General features: G+C 70.1%; 18 protein-coding genes. 9 read left to right on the top strand and 9 right to left on the bottom strand.

Features of this window, described 5'->3' with window-relative positions; all coding sequences use genetic code 11:
* Positions 1-22: 22 nt before the first annotated feature.
* The 3 genes from ACT3UN_RS09190 (at position 23) to ACT3UN_RS09180 (ending at position 2,131) form a co-directional block, all read left to right on the top strand.
* Positions 23-676, top strand: a complete 654-nt coding sequence (locus tag ACT3UN_RS09190) for a LysE family translocator (protein WP_301442263.1) — start codon at positions 23-25, stop codon at positions 674-676.
* Between the two features lie 277 nt (positions 677-953).
* Positions 954-1,313, top strand: a complete 360-nt coding sequence (locus ACT3UN_RS09185; protein ID WP_301442264.1) for an RNA-binding S4 domain-containing protein — start codon at positions 954-956, stop codon at positions 1,311-1,313.
* The gene (locus tag ACT3UN_RS09180; protein ID WP_301442265.1) at positions 1,313-2,131 is read left to right on the top strand and encodes a VOC family protein; all 819 of its coding nucleotides are present in this window, start codon (positions 1,313-1,315) and stop codon (positions 2,129-2,131) included. The genes ACT3UN_RS09185 and ACT3UN_RS09180 overlap by 1 nt, the downstream gene beginning before the upstream one ends.
* Positions 2,132-2,235: 104 nt before the next feature.
* Here the strand turns inward: ACT3UN_RS09180 and ACT3UN_RS09175 are convergent, their stop codons facing one another.
* The 9 genes from ACT3UN_RS09175 to ACT3UN_RS09135 form a co-directional block, all read right to left on the bottom strand.
* Positions 2,236-3,873 (bottom strand): glycoside hydrolase family 25 protein, encoded by a 1,638-nt coding sequence (locus ACT3UN_RS09175; protein WP_444656923.1) that lies wholly within the window; start codon positions 3,871-3,873, stop codon positions 2,236-2,238.
* Between the two features lie 256 nt (positions 3,874-4,129).
* On the bottom strand, positions 4,130-4,630 hold the full coding sequence (locus ACT3UN_RS09170; protein WP_441579428.1) for a hypothetical protein: 501 nt from the start codon (positions 4,628-4,630) through the stop codon (positions 4,130-4,132).
* A gap of 58 nt (positions 4,631-4,688) precedes the next feature.
* Positions 4,689-5,849, bottom strand: coding sequence for a PrsW family intramembrane metalloprotease (locus tag ACT3UN_RS09165; RefSeq protein WP_441582928.1), 1,161 nt, complete (start codon positions 5,847-5,849; stop codon positions 4,689-4,691).
* Positions 5,839-6,726, bottom strand: coding sequence for a hypothetical protein (locus ACT3UN_RS09160; RefSeq protein WP_444656922.1), 888 nt, complete (start codon positions 6,724-6,726; stop codon positions 5,839-5,841). Before ACT3UN_RS09160 ends, ACT3UN_RS09165 begins: the two co-directional genes overlap by 11 nt.
* 10 nt (positions 6,727-6,736) lie before the next feature.
* On the bottom strand, positions 6,737-8,806 hold the full coding sequence (locus ACT3UN_RS09155; RefSeq protein WP_301443220.1) for a M13 family metallopeptidase: 2,070 nt from the start codon (positions 8,804-8,806) through the stop codon (positions 6,737-6,739).
* A gap of 21 nt (positions 8,807-8,827) precedes the next feature.
* Positions 8,828-9,181, bottom strand: coding sequence for a hypothetical protein (locus tag ACT3UN_RS09150; RefSeq protein WP_441579430.1), 354 nt, complete (start codon positions 9,179-9,181; stop codon positions 8,828-8,830).
* A 455-nt stretch (positions 9,182-9,636) separates the two neighbouring features.
* Positions 9,637-13,089 (bottom strand): arabinosyltransferase domain-containing protein, encoded by a 3,453-nt coding sequence (locus ACT3UN_RS09145; protein WP_301443222.1) that lies wholly within the window; start codon positions 13,087-13,089, stop codon positions 9,637-9,639.
* Positions 13,090-13,153: 64 nt separating this feature from the next.
* On the bottom strand, positions 13,154-15,160 hold the full coding sequence (locus tag ACT3UN_RS09140) for a galactan 5-O-arabinofuranosyltransferase (RefSeq protein WP_301443244.1): 2,007 nt from the start codon (positions 15,158-15,160) through the stop codon (positions 13,154-13,156).
* Between the two features lie 59 nt (positions 15,161-15,219).
* A complete protein-coding gene (locus ACT3UN_RS09135) occupies positions 15,220-16,548 on the bottom strand; it encodes an NYN domain-containing protein (RefSeq protein ID WP_444656921.1) in 1,329 nt (442 codons plus the stop codon).
* A 197-nt stretch (positions 16,549-16,745) separates the two neighbouring features.
* On the opposite strand from ACT3UN_RS09135, the gene ACT3UN_RS09130 reads away from it, so the two are divergent.
* The 6 genes from ACT3UN_RS09130 to ACT3UN_RS09105 form a co-directional block, all read left to right on the top strand.
* On the top strand, positions 16,746-17,120 hold the full coding sequence (locus tag ACT3UN_RS09130; protein WP_301443246.1) for a GntR family transcriptional regulator: 375 nt from the start codon (positions 16,746-16,748) through the stop codon (positions 17,118-17,120).
* A complete protein-coding gene (locus ACT3UN_RS09125) occupies positions 17,117-17,239 on the top strand; it encodes a hypothetical protein (protein WP_301443247.1) in 123 nt (40 codons plus the stop codon). The genes ACT3UN_RS09130 and ACT3UN_RS09125 overlap by 4 nt, the downstream gene beginning before the upstream one ends.
* Positions 17,240-17,265: 26 nt before the next feature.
* Positions 17,266-18,204, top strand: a complete 939-nt coding sequence (locus tag ACT3UN_RS09120; RefSeq protein ID WP_301443248.1) for an ATP-binding cassette domain-containing protein — start codon at positions 17,266-17,268, stop codon at positions 18,202-18,204.
* Positions 18,204-19,325: a hypothetical protein gene (locus tag ACT3UN_RS09115; protein ID WP_444656920.1), complete on the top strand. Its 1,122-nt coding sequence runs from the start codon at positions 18,204-18,206 to the stop codon at positions 19,323-19,325. The genes ACT3UN_RS09120 and ACT3UN_RS09115 overlap by 1 nt, the downstream gene beginning before the upstream one ends.
* Before the next feature lie 5 nt (positions 19,326-19,330).
* Positions 19,331-20,236, top strand: a complete 906-nt coding sequence (locus ACT3UN_RS09110) for an ATP-binding cassette domain-containing protein (RefSeq protein WP_301443250.1) — start codon at positions 19,331-19,333, stop codon at positions 20,234-20,236.
* Positions 20,233-21,438, top strand: a 1,206-nt coding sequence (locus ACT3UN_RS09105) for a hypothetical protein (RefSeq protein ID WP_444615203.1), incomplete at its 3' end; no start/stop codon positions are given. The genes ACT3UN_RS09110 and ACT3UN_RS09105, both read left to right, overlap by 4 nt.

The raw sequence follows: 21,438 nt of genomic DNA, 5'->3' as shown, positions 1-21,438 counted from the left end.
TCCCCGGGTAGATTTACTCCCCATGACCGGCGGCGCACTTCTCAGCATCCTCGTCGCGTGGCTGCTCGCCATCGCGTCGCCCGGGCCCGACCTCGTCCAGATCCTGCGCCTCGGTGCCGTCCGGCGCAACGGGGTGGCCTGCGCCCTCGGCATCATGAGCGGCAACACCCTGTGGATCCTCGCCAGCATGGTCGGCCTGTCCGCCCTGGTGGACGCCTTCCCGTGGGTGCTGACGGTCCTGTTCCTCGTCGGCGGCGGATTCCTGCTGTGGATGGGCCAGGGCGCTCTGCGCGGGGGTCTGGCCGAACGACGCTCCGCCGGGACCACCGTGACGGCCACCACCGCTGAGAAGGTCTCCACGGCCACCGCGTGGCGGCTCGGGCTGATGACGAACCTGGCCAACCCGAAGGCGCTGGTGTTCTTCGGCGCGGTCTTCGCCGGCTTCGTGCCGCCGGACACCGGGTGGGGAATGCGTCTGGTCGTTCTGCTGATGATGCTGGTCACGGGCGTGGCCTGGTTCGTCCTCGTCGCCGTGATGGTGTCGGTGCCTGCGCTGTCGCGACGCCTCCAGGCCGCCGGGCCGTGGATCGACATCGTCGCCGGCGCGGTCTTCCTCGTTCTCGGCGTGATCCTGGTCGGCGAAGGAGTCATGGAGACCGTGGCGCTGCTGCGCTGACCGTCCCCGGCGCTCCTGGCCGTCACATGCGGCCGGATCACCCTTCCAGGTAGCTGTTCTGCCCGAAACCCTGCCTGGGCGGGCGACAATTCAATCGGCGCGGGGCACAGGGCCACCGTCTCCGGTGCGCAGCGCCCCACCACGCAGGCGGAAACCACCATGAGCGCCGCCCGTGAGCGCCCTGAAACTCCCAGCGCACACCCCGTGCCCCGCAAGTTTGGTAACGATATTCCGGCTGGACTTCCCACGCACCGCGCGGAGTCGTAGGATGGTCGGCATGCCTGAGCGAGAAGAGCACAAGGTACCGGCGCAGGACGTCTCCGTCCGCGGTGACGACATCCGGCTCGGCCAGTTCATCAAACTGGCGAACCTGGTCGATTCCGGCGGCGCGGCCAAGGAGGTCATCGCCGCCGGTCGGGTGACGGTCAACGGCGAGGCCGACACCCGCCGCGGACGTCATCTGCGCACCGGTGACGAGGTGGCTGTCCTTGACGAGGACGCCACCCCGGTCGCCACCGCACGCGTCGTCACCCAGGGTGACGGTGTGGACGGTGACGGTGCCAGTGACGATGACGACTACTTCGACGAAGCAACTGCCGATGACGATTTCGACCCCGACAAGTGGAGGAACCTCTGATGCCCGCTCTCGTAGCGGAGCCAGGAATGCCGATCTGGATCGACCTGGCTACCACTGACCTGGAGAAGGCGAAGACCTTCTACACCGAGCTCCTGCACTGGGAGTTCGACACGCAGTGCGACGGCTACCTCGTCGCCAAGAAGAACGGCATGCCTGTCGCCGGCCTCGGTGAGGTCCCGGACGACAAGTCGTCGTTGTGGGGCATGCTGCTGTACGCCCCGGACATCGACACCGTGCACGATGAGGCGGTGAAGGCGGGCGCGACGAGCGTGCTGTCCCCGCGCAACGTGGGACGTCGCGGTCGCATGGCCGTGATCGTCGACCCGTCGGGTGCGACGGTGGGCCTCAAGCAGCCGTCCGGCGACGAGCCGTTCTTCGCCGCGGGCGAGCCCGGGACCCCGGTGTGGCACGAGCTGCTCGTCGGCGAGCAGTTCGACGCGACGATGAAGTTCTACCACGACCTCGCAGGATGGGACATCCGTCAGCACAGCGACACGGACAAGTTCCGCTACGCCACCGGCGAGTACAACGGTGCCCCGCTGTGCGGCATGTGGGACACCAGCGAGCTGGACGAGAACCCGTCGATGTGGACCCTCTACCTGGGCTGCGTGGACGTGGACGCGGCGGCGAAGAAGGTCAAGAAGCTGGGCGGCAAGCTGGTCCGTGCCCCGTGGAACTCCGAGCTGGGTCGTCTGTGCACCCTCGTCGACCCGACGGGTGCGCTGGTGAACCTCTGCGAGATCGCCGAGCCGACGCCGGAGAGCCTCGAGGACATCCACGAGCCCGACATCATGGCCCCTGGCGCGCCCCAGCCCTGACCCGGACTGGCGTGTACTGACGCACGACAACGCCCTGACCGGTGCTGGCGAAAGCACCGGTCAGGGCGTTGTCGTATGTTGTGTCTCTCCCCCGGGGTGGGGTTCTACAGCTGCGCGGCGAGCATGGGGGCGGTACCGACGGGGTCGATGCCGGCCTCGTCCAGCGCCTGCAGCGCACCGGCGGGGTCCGAGGCGAAGCGGGACGCGGTCTCGTGGTCGACGCCGAGGCGTTCGGCGGCGGCGACGGTCGCGGCCGGGTCCGCGGCGAGCTTGCCGGCGGTCTCGGCGTCCACGCCGGCACCTTCCAGCGCGGCGCGCAGCGCCTCCGGGTCGGCGTCGGACGCGACGGCGTCGGACGCATCGGCGGCCGGGGCGTCCTGCGCGGGTGCCGCCGGAGCTGACTTGACCTGGGCCAGGAGGGCGTCGGTGTCGACGGTGCCGTTGGCGATCTGGGCGGCGTAGTCCGTGGCGCCGAAGGCGGTGAGCAGGCGCAGGATGCTGTCGAGCGTGACGTCGCCGCCGCCGATGAGCTCGGCGAGGCGGGAGATGTCGGGGCCACCGTCGCCGAGGGGCTGGCCCTGCTCGTCGACGAGGGAGCCGACGAGGTCGCCGACCTGGTTGGCGATGTCGCCACCGTCGGCGCCGAGGCCGAGGGCGCCGAGCACGAGGGCGGCGATCGCGGCGACGGGCATGGTCTCGCCGGCGTCGCGCGCCTCGATGCCGGAGGACGCCAGGACCGAGCCCAGGCCCTCGCCGAGGCCGGAGTTCATCGCGGCCTCGAGGACGGCCTCCGGGCCGACGGCGCCGCCGACCAGGCCGAGAAGGTTGACCAGCAGGTCCGTGCTCAGCGGCTGGTCGAGGCCCGGCTCGCCGCCCGCGGCCTCCTGGTGCTCGGTGTCGTTGGCCTCCTCGGCCTGGCCGAGTGCCGCATCGGTGATCGGCTTGAGTGCGTCGACGATGTTGCCGGCGGCGCTGCCGTCCGAGGGGGCGCCGGTGAGGCCCTGGAGCTGCTCGTCGGTGCCGTAATAGGTGTTCATGTCGACGTTGGTGTAGATGCCGTCGACCTGGCCCTCGGAGGAGTACTGCCAGAAGGTGACCTCGTCCCAGCCGCCGGGGATCTCGTTCGGCAGGGTGGGGTTGTAGTAGGCGAGCCACAGCGGGTACTCGGAGAACTCCGTGGTGTTGCCCATGTCGTTGAGCCAGAAGTTCTGGTACGTGTAGATGATCGGTTCGCGGCCGGTCTGGACCTTGATCTCGTCGATCCAGTCGCGGACCCAGTTCTGCAGGTCCGCGGGGGCGAGTCCGCCGGACTCCTCGAGGTCGAGGGTCGGCGGCAGGGAGGGCTGGACGCCGGTGGCCAGGGTCGCGGCGTAGTGCTGAGCCTCGGCACGCGGGTCGGTCTCGCCGGGCTTGGCGTAGTGGTAGCTGCCCGGGGTCACGCCGGCGGCGGAGGCCTTGGCGGAGTCGGAGGTGAAGTAGGGGTTGACGTACCCGGTGCCTTCGCTGGCCTTGATGAAGGCGAAGCTCTGGCCGGACGCCGCGACGCTCTGCCAGTCGATGGCGGAGTCGCCGGGGTGCTGGTGGCTCGCGACGTCGACCCCGTCGAGCGCCCAGGTGGGCACGGGGAGGACGTCGGTGGCGACCAGTGCGGCGACCGCTGCGGCTGAGCCGAAGAGGGTCACTGCGGTGAGTCGGGCGGGGACGGTGGTGCGCGCCGATCGACGCCAGGGGAGAGACAACATGCGCCACACGATACACACGATTCACAACATTCACACTAGTAACACGCGCACCGCGTGTCGGATTTTCTGCTGCTCACCGCGCCGAGGTCGTTTTCTCAGGGGTGCCACAGAGCACGGGAAGAGTCGGGGAAGGCCCGGGAAAGGCGCTGGAAAGGGAGCGGGAGGAACGTCAAAGGTCCTCCCCGCGCCCGCCCGGGAGGTACCGGGGACGGGTGCGGGGAGGACCAGGGTTCGTGCTGGTGGAAGGTGGTGTTTCCTACAGGTTGGCGGCGAGCACGTTGGCGGCCCAGGCCGGGTCGATGCCGGCTGCGCGTGCCGCGCCGAGAGCCTGCTCGGGGTTGTTCGCCGCCCAGACGGCGGTCTGGCGCGGGATGCCGAGACGCTCGCCGGCGGCGATGGTGGCCTCCGGGTCGGCGAGCAGCTGACCCACCACGCCGGGATCCACACCGGCGGCCAGTGCGACGCCGGCGACGCGGCCCGGGTCGTTGATCGTGGCCTTGGAGTTGTCCTGGCCGCCGGTCGCACCGGTTCCGCCGGGAAGCGACGGGAGTTCAGGCAGGGACGGCAGTTCGGGCAGCGACGGGAGGGTGGACGCGGACGACGCCGGGGAGGCGGAGGACGCGGTGGCGGCCCCGGCGGTGGGGGCGGCGATCGCGGTGAGCGTCCCGGTGGTGAGGGCGAGCGCGGCAGCGGTCGCGGCGGCGCGGCGGAATCGGGGGCGGCGAGGGGCAGTGGTCGTGCTGGAGAGAATGGTCATGGCGCCGATGATAGTCATATCAGGAATGAACACAACTGTGCCGGTCTGCACGCCGGTACTACCGGGGCTGTGGCGGGCCGTTCCGGCCCTGCTGTGGGTACTGCTGTGGCGGGTACTGCCGGGGTGGGAACGGCGGCGCCTGCTGCGGGAATTGCTGCATCGGCTGTATCGGCGGCATCTGCTGGCCCTGCTGAGCAGCCACCGGCGGCAGGAACGGCCGCACCGGTGCGACGGGAATGCGCTGGTAGATGCTCACCGCCGGGTACAGTCCCGCGTCTGCGAGCACCCGGGCCTCCTTCGTGGAGATCACCACCGCGGTGACGAGCAGTACCGCGCCGACGGTCCAGATGAACACCATGTTCACGATCTGGGCGGTCAGGGAGTCCAGCTGCAGATTCCATCCGGCGTGAACGAGGAAGCCCGCGGCGCCGCCGCCGAGCACCCAGCTCAGTCGTCGCGTCCAGGTCAGCCCGGCGGCGTAGACGGCCATGCCGATGCCGAATCCGACGAGCCCGGCGCAGATCCCGTGCAGCAGCGGCCCGGCGACCAGACGGAACAACCACATCTCCGAGACCCCGGCCAGGTCGGAGCTCGGGTGGTAGAAGCTCAGCATCATGGCGTAGCCGAAGTTCTCGAAGGCCTCGAAGCCGATGCCGATGAGCACCCCGGCGACGAGCCCGTGCCACGGCCGGTTCCACCAGGCGCGGCCCAGGTGCAGCAGCAGCCACACCCCGAGCCCCTTGGAGAGTTCCTCCGGGTAGGCGCCGCCGAGGGAGAGGGCCATCTCGTCGATGTTCCAGCTGTAGGACAGGTCGATCAGCCGCTCGCCGATGGCGAAGGCGGGCAGCATGGCGCCGGTCATGCCCCACAGCACGGCGGCCGCGGCGAGCAGCCAGGGCGTGCCCCGGTAGATGAGCAGGCGGGAGAACAGGAACCACATCACGGCCGTGAAGACCACGGTGTACAGGGCACACAGGGCGACCGGTCCGGGCCCGGGGAAGATCATCATGATCAGGGGGTTCAGCGCCGCCACCAGCAGACCGATGACGGTGAGGACCAGGAACGTCCACCCGAAGACGTCCCAGGTGGGACGGAGTTTCGGACGCTGCGTCGGTGGGAAGGAGTCGTGGTGGGCACGCGGGACGTCGATCACGCGCCAGCCCTGCCGCGTGGTGTCCCGGGCGCTGACCCCGGGGTCGTTGTTGCCGTTATGCTGCACGGACGCTCCCCAGGAGTTGCTCGGCGGCGGCCGCCACGACGTCTGCGTCGTCGCCGGTCACCGTGACGGTGTAGAGGACCCGTTCCGGGCCGTCCAGCAGGAAGGACGCCGCGGCGGTGTACAACCCCGACCCGGTACTGCCGTCGCTGCCGCTGCCGTCGCTGTCGCCGTATTGCACGGGGTGGGTGTCCGGCGAGGCGGGCTCGCGGAGGCCGTCCTCGAAATCATCGAAGAAGCCGTCGGGGTCGTTCAGCAGGGTAGGTTCCAGTTCGAGCACCGGGGTGGTCAGAACTTCGGTGGTGCGCGCGGCGAGCGTGGGGTGCAGCAGGTCGGCGGCATCGGAGTCGTCCACGGTGGTGAACGTGGCGCCGGACATGTCGCCGTAGAAGATGGCGCGCATGGACCGCCGGGCGGCCTGCGTGGTGTCCCCGTCCTCGTCGCCGACCCCGTTCATCGACATGATGTCGAGGTCGACGTAGTTGCCGAACCGGTCGGCGCACTCGGCCTCCAGGGTGCCGGGCAACATCGCGTCACCGGTCGCGACGCACTGCGGGTCCAGGGCCGTGAGGTCGAGGGGGTCGTGGTCCCAGGACAGGAGGCTGTCGGCGGCGGCCTCGTTGAGTAGGTACGGTTCGGTGTCCGGTGACGGGTTCATCGGCACGGCGAACGGGACGACGAGCGCCACCAGCACCACGCCGACGAGGATGAACCAGCGCGCGGTGCGGTGCCCGCCGACGGCCGCGGGACGGAAGCGTCCGTCCGGATCGGCGTTCGGCGGGAGAGAAGGAGGCCCAGAAAAAGACCCGGAAACTGGGCCGGGTGCTGGACGCCCCCACCCGTCCGCCCCCGGGTCCGGGGTGATCGGTGCTACCGGCATTCTCAGGAGATTACCAGATCGTCACGCGCTGCTCCTCGGGCAGCCACATGCCGTTGTCGGCGTCCACGCCGAAGGCCTCGTAGAACTCCGCGACGTTGGAGGCGACCACGTTGCAGCGGAACTCTCCGGGGGAGTGCGGGTCGATGGCCACGTACTGCGCGGCCATCTGCGGGCGGATCGCGGTGCGCCACACGGTGGCCCACTGCAGGAAGAAGCGCTGCAGGACGCTGAACTCGCCGTCCAGCCCCTCGACCGGGGCGGTCGGTGCGGAGTCCACGGTCTCGCCGCGGTCGGCGAGCCACTTCTTCAGCGCGACCACGGCGATGCCGAGGCCGCCGAGGTCACCGATGTTCTCGCCCAGGGTGAAGGAACCGTTGACCTTGTGGTCGGTCTGGCCGCGCTGCGCCAGGCCGGTGGGCACCAGCCCGTCGTACTGGGTGACGAGCCGGTCGGTCAGTTCGGTGAAGGCGGCGCGGTCGTCCTCGGTCCACCAGGAGTTCAGGTTGCCCTCGCCGTCGTACTTGGAGCCCTGGTCGTCGAAGCCGTGGCCGATCTCGTGGCCGATGACCGCGCCGATGGCGCCGAAGTTGGCGGCCATGTCGGCGCTGTCGCGGTCGGCGTCGAAGAACGGCGGACGCAGGATCGCCGCGGGGAAGGTGATGTCGTTGCGCACCGGGTTGTAGAAGGCGTTGACGGTCTGCGGGGTGGTGAACCACAGGTCGCCGTCGCTGGGCTTGCCGAGCTTGGCGACCTCGAACTCGTGGTTGAAGTCGGAGGCGGCACGGTAGTTGGCCAGCAGGTTCTCGCCGCGTCCTGCGTGCTCGCCGAGCTCCAGGCCGGAGAAGTCGCGCCAGGTGTCCGGGTAGCCCACGCGGGCGCGGAAGGTGCCGAGCTTCTCCAGGGCACGTTCGCGGGTCTGCGGGGTCATCCAGGGCAGCTCGCTGATGCGGTCACGGTAGGCGGCGAGCAGGTAGTCCACGAGTTCGCCCATGAGCTCCTTGTACTCGGGCGGGAAGTGCTCGGCCACGAACTCCTGTCCGACCTCCTCGCCCACGGCGCCCTCGACCATCATCACGGCCCGCTTCCAGCGGTCGCGCTGTTCGGTGGAGCCGGAGAGCGTGCGCCCGTAGAAGTCGAAGTTGGCCTCGGAGAACTCGCGCGGTAGTTTTCCGGCACGCGCGGTGAGCACCCGCCAGTACGCCCACAGCTTCCATTCGTCGAGGTCACGGCCGTTGTCCGCGCCGGGTACCAGGGAGGCGACGTGCTCCAGGTAGGACGGTTGGCTCACGATCACCTCCGGCGCGACGTCGGTGGTGATACCGACGCCGTCGAGCCAGGCGGCGAAGGGGAAGCCGGACGGCAGGGCGTCCTGCGCGGTGGGGTTGTGCGTCTTCTCCGCGTCGCGGGATGCCACGGTGTCCCAGTGGCCCGCGGCCAGCGCGGTCTCGAAGGCCATCAGCGCGTCGGCGGCGGTGGACGCGTCGGCGTCGGCGAACCTGCCCGGCAGCGGCTGCCCGCCGGTGGCCTCGACCAGGCCCAGGAAGCGCTCGATGAACGCCCGGTACTCGGCACGGACCTCGGCGTGCTGCTCCTCGCGGTAGTAGGCCTCGTCCGGCAGGCCGAGACCGGTCTGCACCAGGTAGGCGACCTCCAGGCCGCTGCCGCCGGCGTCTTTCTCCGTCCAGAATCCGACGACGCCGCCGACGCCGTGACGGTCGAGCTGCGCGAGCGCGGCGACGAGTCCGTCGGGGCCGTCCAGGTCCGGGGCGTCCCGCACCGGGTCGAGGTCCGGGGACAGGACGGACAGGCCGGCCTGCTCGATGCCGTGCTCACCGTCCTCGTCCATGTAGGAGCTGAACAACGCGCCGATGCGCGTGGACGGGTCCGCGCCCGCCACGATCGCCTTCACGTCCAGTTCGGCGCGGTCGCGCAGCTCGTGGAACTTGCCGTCGACGGCGCGGTCCGCCGGGATCTCGTGGGACGCCAGCCAGGCGCCGTTGACGTGACGGTAGAGGTCGTCCGCCGGCGCGGGGACGGTGCCGGTGGAACGCTCGGTGATGTTGTCGGGGATCTCAGTCATGGCCACCACTGTAGGCATCCGTCAGATCAGCTGCGGATGGAACGTCCACACCCCCGGGTCACGGTAGTGCGGAATCCCCGACCACCTGCGGTTCGCCCGTCTGGCGACGATCCTGGAGTCCACCCCGCCGGGACCGATGCAGAAGTCGGTGTAGCGCAGCACCAGCCACCCCCACTGCGCCGCCGCGGCGTGGGACTTGCCCGGGGTCAGCACGGCGAGGTCGGCGGCGAGCACGTCGTCGCCCTTCGCCCCGTCGTACATCCTGGTCGGGAATCGTCGCAGCTCCCCGTCGGTGGACGTCGGGGTGTGGGACGCCCGGACGTCCACCGCCGCCTGCAGCGGGGTGGCCACCGTGACGCCGTGACGCCGTGGCACCTGCGGTGACGTTCGGTGCCCTTCCTGTCGCGGGCGCGCAGCAGTAGACGGTCCCGCGTGCCGGCGCGTCCGGTGGACGGCACCAGGCCGCGCGCCGGCAAAGAGCATCGGGCGCTCGTCGTAGAGGAACAGGGCGGTCGGCCCGGTGTAGACCAGGTCCGGCACCAGGTGCGACAACGCCTGCAGCGCCGTCAGGTCGTCCGGCGGAGACGAGTTCCGCGGTCAGCCAGAACGGCCGTGAACACAGTGGTGTCGGCGGTGTCGGCGGCGTCGTTGATTCCCCCATGACCTATCCCCTCCGCCCGCCATCGTAGCCGCCCCCGACGGAACCCCGAAGGAATCCGGACGGCCCCCAGACGCACAACGACGGTTTCCGTCCGCCGCCGGGGTCGAAGTGCTCACTTCGTGCCCGGGGCCGGACGGAAACCGTCGTCAACGGTTCCTGCCGGTACCGCCTAGCTCAGGCGCATCGGCCCCGGCGACCAGAGACCCGAACGGTTCTCGGTCTCGATGTCGAGGTCCACCGCCTTGGGCTCCTCGCCGGTGCTCGAGGAGAACTGGGTGAGCTTGGTGACCACACCCCAGTCGCGCTGCCAGTCGTTGTCGAGGTAGGTCGACATCTCGGTGCCACGGGTACTCATCTGGACCAGGCCGCCGGCGCCGCCGCCGTAGTAGTCCATGACCGGTGCGTGGGCCTTCTTGGCGTCGTGCTCCGGGGAGATCTGGTACTCCGGCACCTCGGCGACTCCGGCGTAGTGGCTGAACGGGCGCTGCGCCGGGAACTGCAGCGGCACGGACCAGTCGAGCAGCGTCGGGGCGTCGCCGATGACGTCGTCCAGCGGGGCCAGGGTGGGCACGCGCGGCGGGGTGAAGGCCAGCCACTGGTCCGGCGTGACGTTCATGTCCGCGGCCTGGATGCGCACCACGTCCGCGTCCTCCGGGATCTGGTCCATCGGGAAGCGCAGGTTGCGCCACTGCGGTGCGGTGCCGATGTCCAACGGCTCCAGCTCGCCCATGACCTCGAAGTCGTCGGAGCTGCTCCCGTCGCCGCTGCTGCGGCCGTACTCCAGCTTGAGCTCCTGGCCGTACTGGCGCACACCGTTCATGTCCAGGTGGGAGATCTCGCCGGCGGCGGAGACGATCAGCAGCGGGGAGTCCTCGCTGCGCTCCGGCAGGGAGTACCAGGACGTGGTGGTCTCGGCCTGCAGCTGCAGCCCGTCGGTGTAGGAGCCGACGACCGGGACCTGGGTGCGGTCGATGTCGAAGGGCAGCTGGGCGTAGGAGCCGTTGGCGCCCTCCAGGGAGTTCAGCCCGCCGCCGGGGCCGGTGTCGGTGACGTCCTCGTCGTCCTCACTGGAGCCGAAGGCGTTGGTGTCCACGGCGGAGGTCTGCGGCGAGGAGCCGGACTCGGACCCGGAGCTCTCCTCGATGCGGTTGGGGATGTTGTTCTCCCCGAAGCCGCGGGAACCCTCGCTGGTGAGGGAGTCGGCAAAGTCGGTGCCGTCGGCGGTGTCGAGGAAGGAGTCGTTGGTGTCGGACTCCACGAGGGCGTCGCCGGCCAGGCCGCTGGTGTTGCCGGTCAGGGCCGTCAGGTTGCCCTTGCCGATGGAGTACGCCGGCCACTGGGAGATGAAGCCCTTGCCCAGCGAGGCGAGGTTGAACACCACGACCAGGATGGTGAGTACGGCGATCGGGGCGGCGGCGACACCGGCGAAGCGCTGCGCCTGGGCGGCCTCGCGGCGGTCGACCTCCTTGAGCTCGGCGTCGGTGGTGGCGTTGGCCTCGCGGATGTCGTTGAGGAAGCCGATGACCACGCCGACGAGCATGACCAGCACGGAGAGCACCATCATGCCGGTGGAGATCTCGAAACCGGCGATCTGGACGGGCTTGTCGTACCAGGGCACGCCGAAGCTGGCGATGTACCACCAGCCGTTGGTGCCGGCGAGGGTGAAGGCGAACAGCAGCAGGCAGGCGCCGAGGAAGACGATCCGGTTACGTGCCGAGCGCATCGCCATGCTGGACGCCGCGACGGCGGCGAGCGCCGCCAGGCCGGCGGCGATGCCGGCGTAGACACCGAAGTGGTGGGTCCACTTGGTGGGGGTGAAGGTCATGAAGAACATGGTGCCGACGATCACAAGGGTCAGACGCAGCGCCGGACCGTGGGCCGTGCCCGGGACGCGGCGGTTGCGCAGCATCGAGGCGACGACGACGGCCAGGCACAGCAGCATCATCAGGACGCAGAAGCGGCGGGGGAACGAGCCGTCCACCGTCTGCTTGAGCAGCTCGGTGTAGCGCTGCGGTTCCTCGTACCAGGACAACGACGGGCCGACGGGGCCGCGCACGCCGATGGACTCCATGACGGTGCTCAGCGTCTGGTCGCCGAACACGCAGATCAGCACGGCGGTGCCGGCGCCCAGGAACGGGGCGATCTGTGCGAGGACGGCCCAGGTGACGGACTTCTTCGAGCTGCCGCGTCCCGCGTTGAGCAGGGGCAGACGACGGATCACGATACGGATCAGCCCGGACAGGGCGACCAGGATCGAGGCGACGGCCATGAGGCCGGTCGGCCCGGCGGCCAGCGACAGGGTCGCGACGATGACGCCGATCGCGGCGGGCAGCAGGCGTCCGGTGGCGATGGCGCGCTCCATGCAGACCCAGGTCAGCAGGGCGCCGAGGGCGATGACGGGCTCGGGACGCAGACCGTTGTTGTAGGTCATGGCGAAGACGAGGAACATGCCGGCGGCGGTCCAGTGCGCCACCTTGCGCTGGGAGATCTTGGCACCCAGGCGGGGCAGCACCTCACGCGAGAGCAGCATCCAGGTCAGGAGGCTGGCGATCAGCACGGGCAGTCGCATCCACACCGAGACGGTGGAGACGTGCGTCATCAACGCCAGCAGGTCGTAGTAGGGGGCGCCGAAGGGAGACTCCGGCACACCGAACCACCGGTAGTAGTTCGCCATGTAGCCGGACTCCTGGCTGGCCCGGGCCATGGTCAGCAGGTAGCCGTCGTCGGCGGTGTTGGCGCCGATGAAGTACCAGACCACGAGCACGCCGCCTACCACGGCGTCGAGCCAGCGCGGGCGCCACCAGTTGGCGGGCAGGAACCGACGACGGGTACGGGTGCGTCCGTCGAGGATGTCCATGCGGTGCAGCGCCCAGAGGGAGACGACCATGAACAGGACGCCGAGGACCATCGCGGCGATCTTGATGCCGCTGGCGGTGGAGGTGTACCGCGAGTCGACGGTCACGTCCACCTGCAGGCCGGCGTCGATCGCGGCCTGGGCGTTCTCCGGGCTGTCGGTCATCTCGGTGAAGATGCCGGTCAGCATCGGGCGGATGTCGTCGCCGAAGCCGCCCTCCAGCGGGTTGCCGTCCTCGTCGGTGGCGTCCGGGATCCAGGCGCGCGTGCCCTCGTAGTCGGAGGTGATGCGCAGCTGCGCGTCGTCCGGCAGGCTCTCCAGCGTCTCGGTGTCGACCGACAGCGCCACGGAGTTGCGCACGACCACGTCCAGTCCGTCCGGCGTGGAGCGCACGAACATGCCGCGCAGCGTCGCCTCCTCGGCGTCCTCCGGCACGGTGGACAGCACGGTGGTCTGGTTGCCGTTGAGGTCGCGGACCTCGGCCAACGGCAGGGTGATGTCCAGGTTCTCCGGGTGGTAGGACATCAGCGGAGCCTCGACGCTGCGCAGGTCACCGCCCTGCGGCCAGGAGAAGCTGGACTGTTCCTGATTGACCGGCAGCAGGGGGGTCAGGCAGAACAGGACGAGGGCCGCGATGCCCGACAGGACGGCCAGCGCCTTGAGACGGTCCACCGTGACCGCTGTCGTCCGGGCAGGGTTGTCCCCGGTGTTCGTCTCGGGGGCCTGTTCAGACACCTCGTCGGGCGCCTCATGTTCGACTCGTGACATAGCAGCACATGTTACGGCAGGAGTCTGGTGTGGCCTAAGCCGTGGTCGGGCACGGCGCGTGCGCCTAGCGCTGGCGCACCGCCACGACGAACGGGCCGATCTGCTCGAGGTCCCAGCCGTCGGCGAAGGCGGACGCCTGGAAGGGCACCGTGGTGAACCGCACGTTCGGGTCGTTGGGGTAGATGTCCTCGGACAGGCGGTAGGAGAACGTCCCGTCCTGCCCGTCCTCGTCTTCCGTGGCCTCGGTGGCGTCGGACGCCTGGCCGCGCAGCACCATCACGTCCGGGCCCTCCCAGCCGCGCTCCTCGGCGGTGGCGTCCATCGCGTCGGTGAGTTCGGCGGGGTCGGAGATGTCGGTCCAGTCCCTGATCTCGTCGTTGCGCTCCTCGAACAGGCCCAGCGGGTTGGCGTAGTGCGAGGTCATCGCCTGGTAGGAGTGGTACGGGTAGTACGCCATGAAGCTCTGCTCGTCGGTGAGCACCACGGTGCCGGCGCGCTGGCCGCCCAGGCCCAGCGTCTCGTCGATGTAGGAGTCGACGTCGGCGTAGTAGACGGTGGAGTCGGCGGGGAAGAGGTCGCCGCGCTGGGCGTCGCCGTCGGTGTCGGTGTAGGCCAGGTCGATGTGCTGGCGCAGGTGCAGCGGGATGCTCACCACGTGCGCGGCGGCGGCGAAGGTCAGCAGGACGGCCAGCACGGCCGTCACCTTCGGTGCCGCCTCCGGGCCCACGAACTGCGGGTAGGCGCGGCGCACACCGTTGATCCGCAGGTCCTGCAGTGCCATGATGCCGCCGGTGACCAGGATCAACGAGATGGGCAGCTCCATGCGGAAGCCCAGCAGGGTGGTGCCGGTCAGCGTCATCAGCATCGAGGCCACGACCCAGCCGTAGCAGACCACCAGGCCGGCGAGCAGGGCGCGGACCTGGCTGCGCCGCCAGCGCAGCACCATCCACACGATGCACAGCAGTCCCAGCGCGCCGACGAGCCCGATCTGGAAGAAGGGCACGGGCACCTCGGTGCCGATCTGCGGCAGGTAGTGCTGGGCGCGTCCCTTCGCGCCGCTCTCCGAGGTCAGCAGGGCGATCAGGTACGGCGCCCAGCCGATGAGGGCGATGGCGATGGACACCAGCCCGGTCACGGTGAGCCGTACCAGCGGGGCGATGGAGCGGCTGCCCCACGCCACGGCGAGGGCGATGAGCACCACCGTCAGCGCGGACACGCCGGTGTAGAGCGTGTACAGGTTCGCCGACAGCCCGAGGAACAGGGCCAGCCCGGCGACGGCCGGCCAGGAACCGCGCATGGCGCGTCCGGCGAGGACGAAGGCGGCGGGCATGCCGAACGCCACGACGGCGGCGTAGGGCTCCTCCGGTGCGGTGTAGAGCACCACCGCGGTCGTCGCCACGGCGATGACGGTGCCCAGCGGCAGCGACCCGGTGAGTCGGCGCCACACCGGCACCAGCATCGACCCGGTGGCGGCGAGGGTGATCAGCGACCAGGGCTGGAACGCCGCCCACCCGGCGAGACCGAGCATGTTGGCGAACATCCCGCCGGTGAAGAACCACAGCCGGGGGTAGAAGCTCGGCTCGTCCAGGTAGGCCATGTCCTCGAACCCGGGCTGGTCGGTCATGCGGGTGAGGAACTGGGTGCGGAACGCCTGGTCCACGCTGATGCCGTCGAGGGAAAGGCGGGTGGCGGCCAGCGGGATGGCGAGGGTGGCGATCACGAGCCCGGCGGGCGCGAGCCAGCACAGGGCCGTCGCGCCGAGCCTGCGCCACCGGGCCCAGTCGGTGAAGGGCGTGCGCGCGTGCATCACCGCGTACAGGACGAACGCCAGGACGACGAGGACGATCACGCCGGCGGCGCTGGCCAGCGCCTTGGTCACGTTCGACGAGGAGTAGGCGGGCAGGTTCGTGCGCGCGAGGACCCACCAGGCGACGAGGGTGACGGCGGAGGCGAGCACGCCCGCCCCGACGATCTGCCCGAGGAAGGTGAGGATCCCACGGCCGCTACGGTCGGGGCGGGACGCGGCGTCGCTACCGGTGGGGCCGGTTGTTCCGGTGGAGGGGGCGGTCATGTCGGCATTTTCTCACAGTCCGGGCCGATTCCGGGTCACGGGTGACTGTGGGGTTCCTGCTACCGGTTGAGCAGGATGCCGCGGATCCCGGAGTGGAATCCGTCGCGTAGGTTGACGCGCTGGTACTCGGTGAGCGTGTACTCGTGGAGGGTCTCGCAGGCGAACTGGAGCAGCGGACGGTCGACCTCCGGGGGCAGTCCGCCGCCGCAGAGCACGTGGGCACCGTCCTGCTGTTCGCCGGTGGCGGCGTTCTGGAACCACCACACGGCGTACTGTTCGCCGATGTCGAAGGGGTTCTGCTGGCCGCCGGACTGCCACACCTCGGTGGGCAGCGGGACGTAGCGGCTGCGCAGCCGCCGGCGCGGCGCCATCATCGCCGGGGTCGGACGGGAGGACGCCAGGTCCGCCGGCGACGGGCCGGGGGACGGTGCGGACGATTCGCCGGAGGCACCGGACGGATCGGACGCGCCGGAGGCGTTCTTCTCGTCGTCCTTCTCCGTCTCGGTGACGGGGGCGTCCCCGGCGTCCTGCGCCGGGGCAGGCTCAGGTGCCGCCGCGGGGGACGCCGCGGCCGCGACGTCGGCCGGTGTGGGTGCTGACGCAGATGCGGACGGCGCGGACGGGGCGTCCTGCGCCGTTGCGTCCTGCGTTGGTTCGTCCTGTGCCGGTTCGTTTTGTGTCGCCGTCTCGCCGGAGTGCGTGGAGGACTTGCGTCGCACGTCGGGCACCGCGCAGGTGCCGGAGAGGTCCTCGACGGGTTCGGCGTCGCCGATGGGCTTGTGCTGTGGCCCCGAGGCGCCAGGGGTCCCGGAGGCGCTGTTCGTGGCCGTCTTCAAGGGGCCTTCGAGCACCTGCAGGCGCATGCAGTCGGCGAAGTCCTCGCGCGGGTCGAGGATGGTGGTGGAGTCGCAGGCGTAGCGCAGGTTGGCCGACATGGAGTCCCAGCCGAATCCGTAGAGGTGCACGCGCACGCCGCGGGAGACCGCCTCCTCGACGCCGGGGAGCATGTCGGCGTCACCGGAGACCAGCACGATGTCGGTCACCTCGCGCGACATGGCGCTGATGACCATGTCGGCGACCAGGCGGGTGTCCACGGCCTTCTGCGTGCGCCGGTCGCCCCACTCGATGAGCTGCCCGGAGCGCAGCTGCACCCCGTTGCAGGAGCGCAGTGCGCGTTGGTAGCGGTGTGGGCCGGAGTCCGGCAGCCCGTCGTACCAGTTCTGCCGGTAGACCGGTTGATGGAGTTGGTCGACCACGCGTGACTCGAGCACGTTGACGACCTCGGGTAGGTCGATCTCGAGTTGGGCGCGCGCGCCGGTCTCCCACGCGTTGTAGAAGCTGGCGAGCAGGTAGGAGGTGTCGACGTAGATCAGCGATCGCTCGAGCATGGTGATGGTCCTCACTAAAGTTAGTTGTGCAGTCCCACCAGTGTGCATCAGGCGTGGGGCGCGTGGGGAGGTGTGCAGGTCATTCGCCCTGTACGTCGCGGTTGCGGCGGGGGCTCTTGTCAGAAAGATCGACCTGTGCGATGGTTAGTTACACCAGTAACGAACCAATGTGCCCGAGGGGCGGAGGGAGACCGGCCGTGGACGAGACCACGTCACCGTTGTTCCGGCAGATCGCCGAACTCGTCGAGGACTCCGTCGTCGACGGCTCACTCCCCGAGGGCGACCGCGCACCGTCCACCAACGAACTCGCCGCCTTCCACGGCATCAACCCCGCCACCGCCCGTAAGGGCCTCACACTGCTCGTCGAACGCGGGGTCCTGGCCAAACGCCGCGGCCTGGGCATGTTCGTCGAGGACGGTGCCCGGGACCGCATCGCCGCCCGCCGCCGCGAGGCCTTCGCCGCCGACTACCTCGCCCCCCTCGTGGACGAGGCGATCAAACTCGACATGCCGCGCGACGACCTGCACCGACTGCTCGACCAGGTCGCGGAAAGCAGAGGACTGTACTCATGACCAGCACCGTCACACTCACCGGCGCCGCACTGGCCTACCCCGGGGCCGGGCGCACACCTCGCGCCGGGCGCACCCTCCCACCGGTCGTCGGCCCCGTCGACCTCAGCCTCTCCGCCTGACACCACTCACCAGCGAAAGGAACACCATGAACTCTCCAACCCCCACCACACACCCCACCGACACCTTCATCCAGACCCGCGACCTGGGCCGTTCCTTCGGCAGCCGGGACGTCCTGCGCGGCCTCACGCTGGACCTTCCGCGCGCCGGGACCATCGGCCTCGTCGGACGCAACGGAGTCGGCAAGACCACGCTGATGGGTATCCTCGCCGGTCAGCTGCGCGCCAGCACGGGCAGCATCACCGTCGACGGCCGCGACCCCTTCGACGACGCTGCGGTGATGGACCGGGTCTGCTTCACCGGTGTGGACGTCCTCTACCCGCCGCGCTGGTCCGTGGACACCGTCCTGACCGTCGCCGCCGCCCGCTACCCGTACTGGGACGCCGACCTCGCCGAGAGCCTCGCCGGACGCTTCGGCCTGGCCCGCTTCGGCCAGATGGCCTCCCTGTCAACCGGCCACCGCTCGCTGGTCAGCGTGGTCGTCGGACTGGCGTCGCGGGCACCGCTGACGCTGCTCGACGAACCGTACTCCGGGCTGGACGTGCAGCGACGCCGCCTGTTCTACGAGATCCTCGCCGAGGAGCAGGCCGCCGCGCCGCGCTGCATCCTGCTGTCCACGCACCATCTCGCGGACGCCGGCCGCAGCGTCGACCGGCTGCTCATCCTCGCCGGCGACGGGAGCCTCGCCCACGACCTCGACGCCGCCGAGTTCGACGAACGGGTCGTCCGGCTCACCGGCAGCACCGCCCTGATGCACGACGTCCTCGACGAGCTGCGGGGCGGACGCGACGGTACCGCCGGGGACCTGCCGCAGGTCGTCGCCATGCGCGACGTCGCCGGCACGATGTCGCTGGACGTCGACCTGCGCGGTGCCACCGTCCCGCAGCGCCCCGGCGTCACCGTCCAGCACCTCGACGCCGAGGACACCGTGATCGGCCTGACCGGTCTGGCCGGGGAGGTGCAGTGATGCGTGGCCCCGGATTCGACGTGCGCGTGCAGATGTACCCGCGTATCGAACAGCTGCTGGTCCCGGCCATGCTCGCTCTCTCGGGGATCCTGCTTCTCCCGGGGCAGGGGGCGGTGGACTTCTTCACTATCGCCCTGACCACGGGTTTTGCGATCTGGGTGGCCCTGCCGGACGTCTCGCGCTACCGCGCTTTCGGCGTCCCGCTGGCCATCTGGCGGGTGGACGCGGTGATCGCCGGCGTAGTAGTCCTCGCGCTCTCCGTCGGCGTCGTCGTCCTGGTCGGTGGCCTCACCGGCGGAATGTGGGGGCTCGCCGGGGCCCTGCTGGGCGCACTGGTGGTCGCGGTGATGCAGGCGGTTGCGATCCGTCCGCTCCTGCGCGGCGACGGGATGGTCCGGGGGACGTCCCGCTCAGCGGCGACGAGCTGGTCCGCCCTGGTCTCGAAGCTGCCGGCGTCGCGGGGGCCGCTCTCCTGGCGCTTCATCTATCTGCCGGCGCTGACCACCGCCGTCGCCGTGGTGGTCACGTTCGTAGTCGTGATGGGGGTGTTGACAGCAATGATGAGCGGCGAGGATGAACCGATCGAGATGGCATTTCTCCTCGCACCGATCGCGATTTCGTGCTCGGCAGTGGTGGACGTTCTCGCCGGCACGCGGCGCAGCTGGACGGCCTACGGGTTGCCCGTGCGACGCTGGCTCCTGCATGCCCACGTGGCCTCCGCGTCCGTGGTGGCGCTCGGTTCCGTGTGCATTGCCGCGCTCGTCTCCTCCGGCGCGCTGGCCGCGGAGGCCACTGATGACGGCTGGACCGCCGGACGCATCGTGCTGGTCAGCGCGTTGCTCCTGCTGATCATCGTGCTGTTGCCGCTGCTCGTGACCGTGCACTACTACCTCGGCATCGTCGTGCTGCTGGTCCTCGGCATCGCGCTCACCGTGATGCTGTCCGCCAGCGACTTCCCCGGCGGGCCGCTGCCGGTCGTCGCCGGCGTCGTCGTGATCGCGGCGGCGGGAGGCGTCCTCGTCTACTCGGCCCGTACGATCCTCGCCGGCAACGATCTGCACCCGGTCGGCGCGGTGCAGGGCGACGACCGGCTCTACTACCAACGACAAGGAGCACTCTGACAACCGTGTTTGAGCTCGACAACATCACCCGCAGATATGGCCGCACGCGCGCACTGGATGCCGTGACCTGCGATATTCCTCTCGGCCGCGTCTACGGACTCATCGGCGCGAACGGGGCCGGCAAGACCACGCTGCTGCGCGCACTCGCCGGCCAACTGCCCACCGAAGGGCGGCTGACCCTCGAGGGCGAGCCGGTCCGCGACAACCAACGCGCCCTCGACCGCATCATCCTCGCCGGCGCGGATGTCCCCTACCCCGGAGAGATGAGCGTGCGCACGCTGCTCGACCTCGCCGCCTCGCGCTGGAGCACCTGGGACGCCGACTACGCCCGCCACCTGCAGGACGTCTTCGCCCTGGACCGTAAGGCACGTTTCGACACCCTGTCGCGCGGCAACAAGACCCTGGTCGGTGTCGTCATGGGCCTCGCCGCCCGGGCGGACGTGACCCTGCTCGACGAGCCCTACCTGGGGTTGGACGCACGCAACCGCGAGCACCTTTACCGCGAACTCCTCGAGGAGACGACGCGGGCGACCGATGCCGGACGCACGGTCGTCATCTCCACCCACCAGGTCGAGGACGCCTCCCTGCTGCTGGACGCCGTGATCCTCATCGACCGCGGCGACGTCGTCCGCATCGCCGACGTCGAGGCACTGACGTCCTCGACCGTCGTGGCGACCGGCACCGCCGGCGCCGTCGACGACCTGCTGGCGCGCGCACCGCGAACTGTTCTGCGCGAGGACACCGTCGCTGGGGCGCGCCGGGTCGTGCTGGACGCCGGGCGCACCGGAGACGCAGGTGATGCCGGGGCCGCAGTGGCTGCAGCGGCGCTGCTGCACGCGTCCGAGGGGCTGGACGTCCGCCTCGAGGACGCCGGACTGGAGGAGACCGTCCTGGTCAGGGGGACGCGATGACGACGACGCTGCTCGGCGGGGTGCCCGCCGCCACGCACCTGCGGCTCTGCCTGGCGCAGGCGAGGTCGGAGATCGCCGGACGCCTCGTCACGTGGCTGCTGGTACTCATCGTGCCGTTCATCCTGTTCGGTGAGACAGTGGAAGGAGTTGGCCGGCAGGTCGCCGTCGCGGTCCTGTTCGGCATCGTCGGTGGTTCCTCGTCCGGGGTGCTGACCATGTCGACGCGTGGACTCGTCGTCTTCGGCATCGGAGCCCGGGCGGCGAAGGCGCATGTGGTGATGGCGACGGTGGTGGGGACCGCTGTCTGTCTGGCGGTGCTCACGGTCCTGTGGGCGGTGGGAACCGTGCGGGGAGGCGGTCTCGGGGCCTGGTTCGCGTTGACCGTGCTGGTCATCGTGGCGCTCAGCACCCTTACCGTGGTGCTGCGCCTGCGCGAGCTGCGCGGGGCGGCGGTCGACGCCGGTGGTGGTGCGGCGGCCTCCCTGTCGACGCGGTGGGGTCGGAGGGCACAGGCACCGGACGGTCATGTCGCCGTGATGCGTGCCATGGCAGGCGGGGGAGTCCTGGCTCCGCTGATCGCCTTCCTGGTCGTGATGATCCCCGTCCAGCTGGTGTTCCGGCTGCTCGGCAGCGACCTGACCGTGGTCGCCGTCATCCTGGTGGTGGCACTCACTGCGAGCGTCGTCTTCGGCCGACTCGTCCAGGCGGAGCGGGCCGCGATGATGTGGACCGTCTTCGGCGGGGTGACACGTGACTGGCAACGCGCCGTGGTGCGCGGCTGGTGGGTGGCCCCAGTGGGATTCGCGCTGGTGTATCTGGTGGCCTGGGGTCTTGAGCAGGGTGTGCAGTCCAGGGGAGGGGCCGGAGCCTTGCCCATGCTGTCGCCGGGAGACCCGGGAGAGTGGATGGGCGCGCTCTGCGTGGCGGCGAACTGCGGGTTCGTGACCGTGGCGATGACCTTGTCCGGCCTGAGCGTCACTGTGACGCAAAAGGGTGCAGGTCGCCGGGTCATCTCCGTGATGGTCGTGGTCGCCAACCTGATTGTCCTGGGCTACGTGGGCACGGGTGTCGTGGTTGTCCCGGTCGTCGGCGAGGTGGCGCCCAGGGTGGTGGTTGCGCTCGCGTGGACCGCTGTCGCGGGCGTGCTGTTCGCCCGCGCCGGACGGAGGATGGACCCGGCTTCCGGCGTGACGACGCGGGCC

The sequence above is a fragment of the Corynebacterium sp. AOP12-C2-36 genome (assembly GCF_052379185.1).
GTDB lineage: Bacteria > Actinomycetota > Actinomycetes > Mycobacteriales > Mycobacteriaceae > Corynebacterium.
The sequence above is the reverse complement of the archived record's forward strand: the minus strand, read 5'-3'. Positions and strand labels throughout refer to the sequence as shown.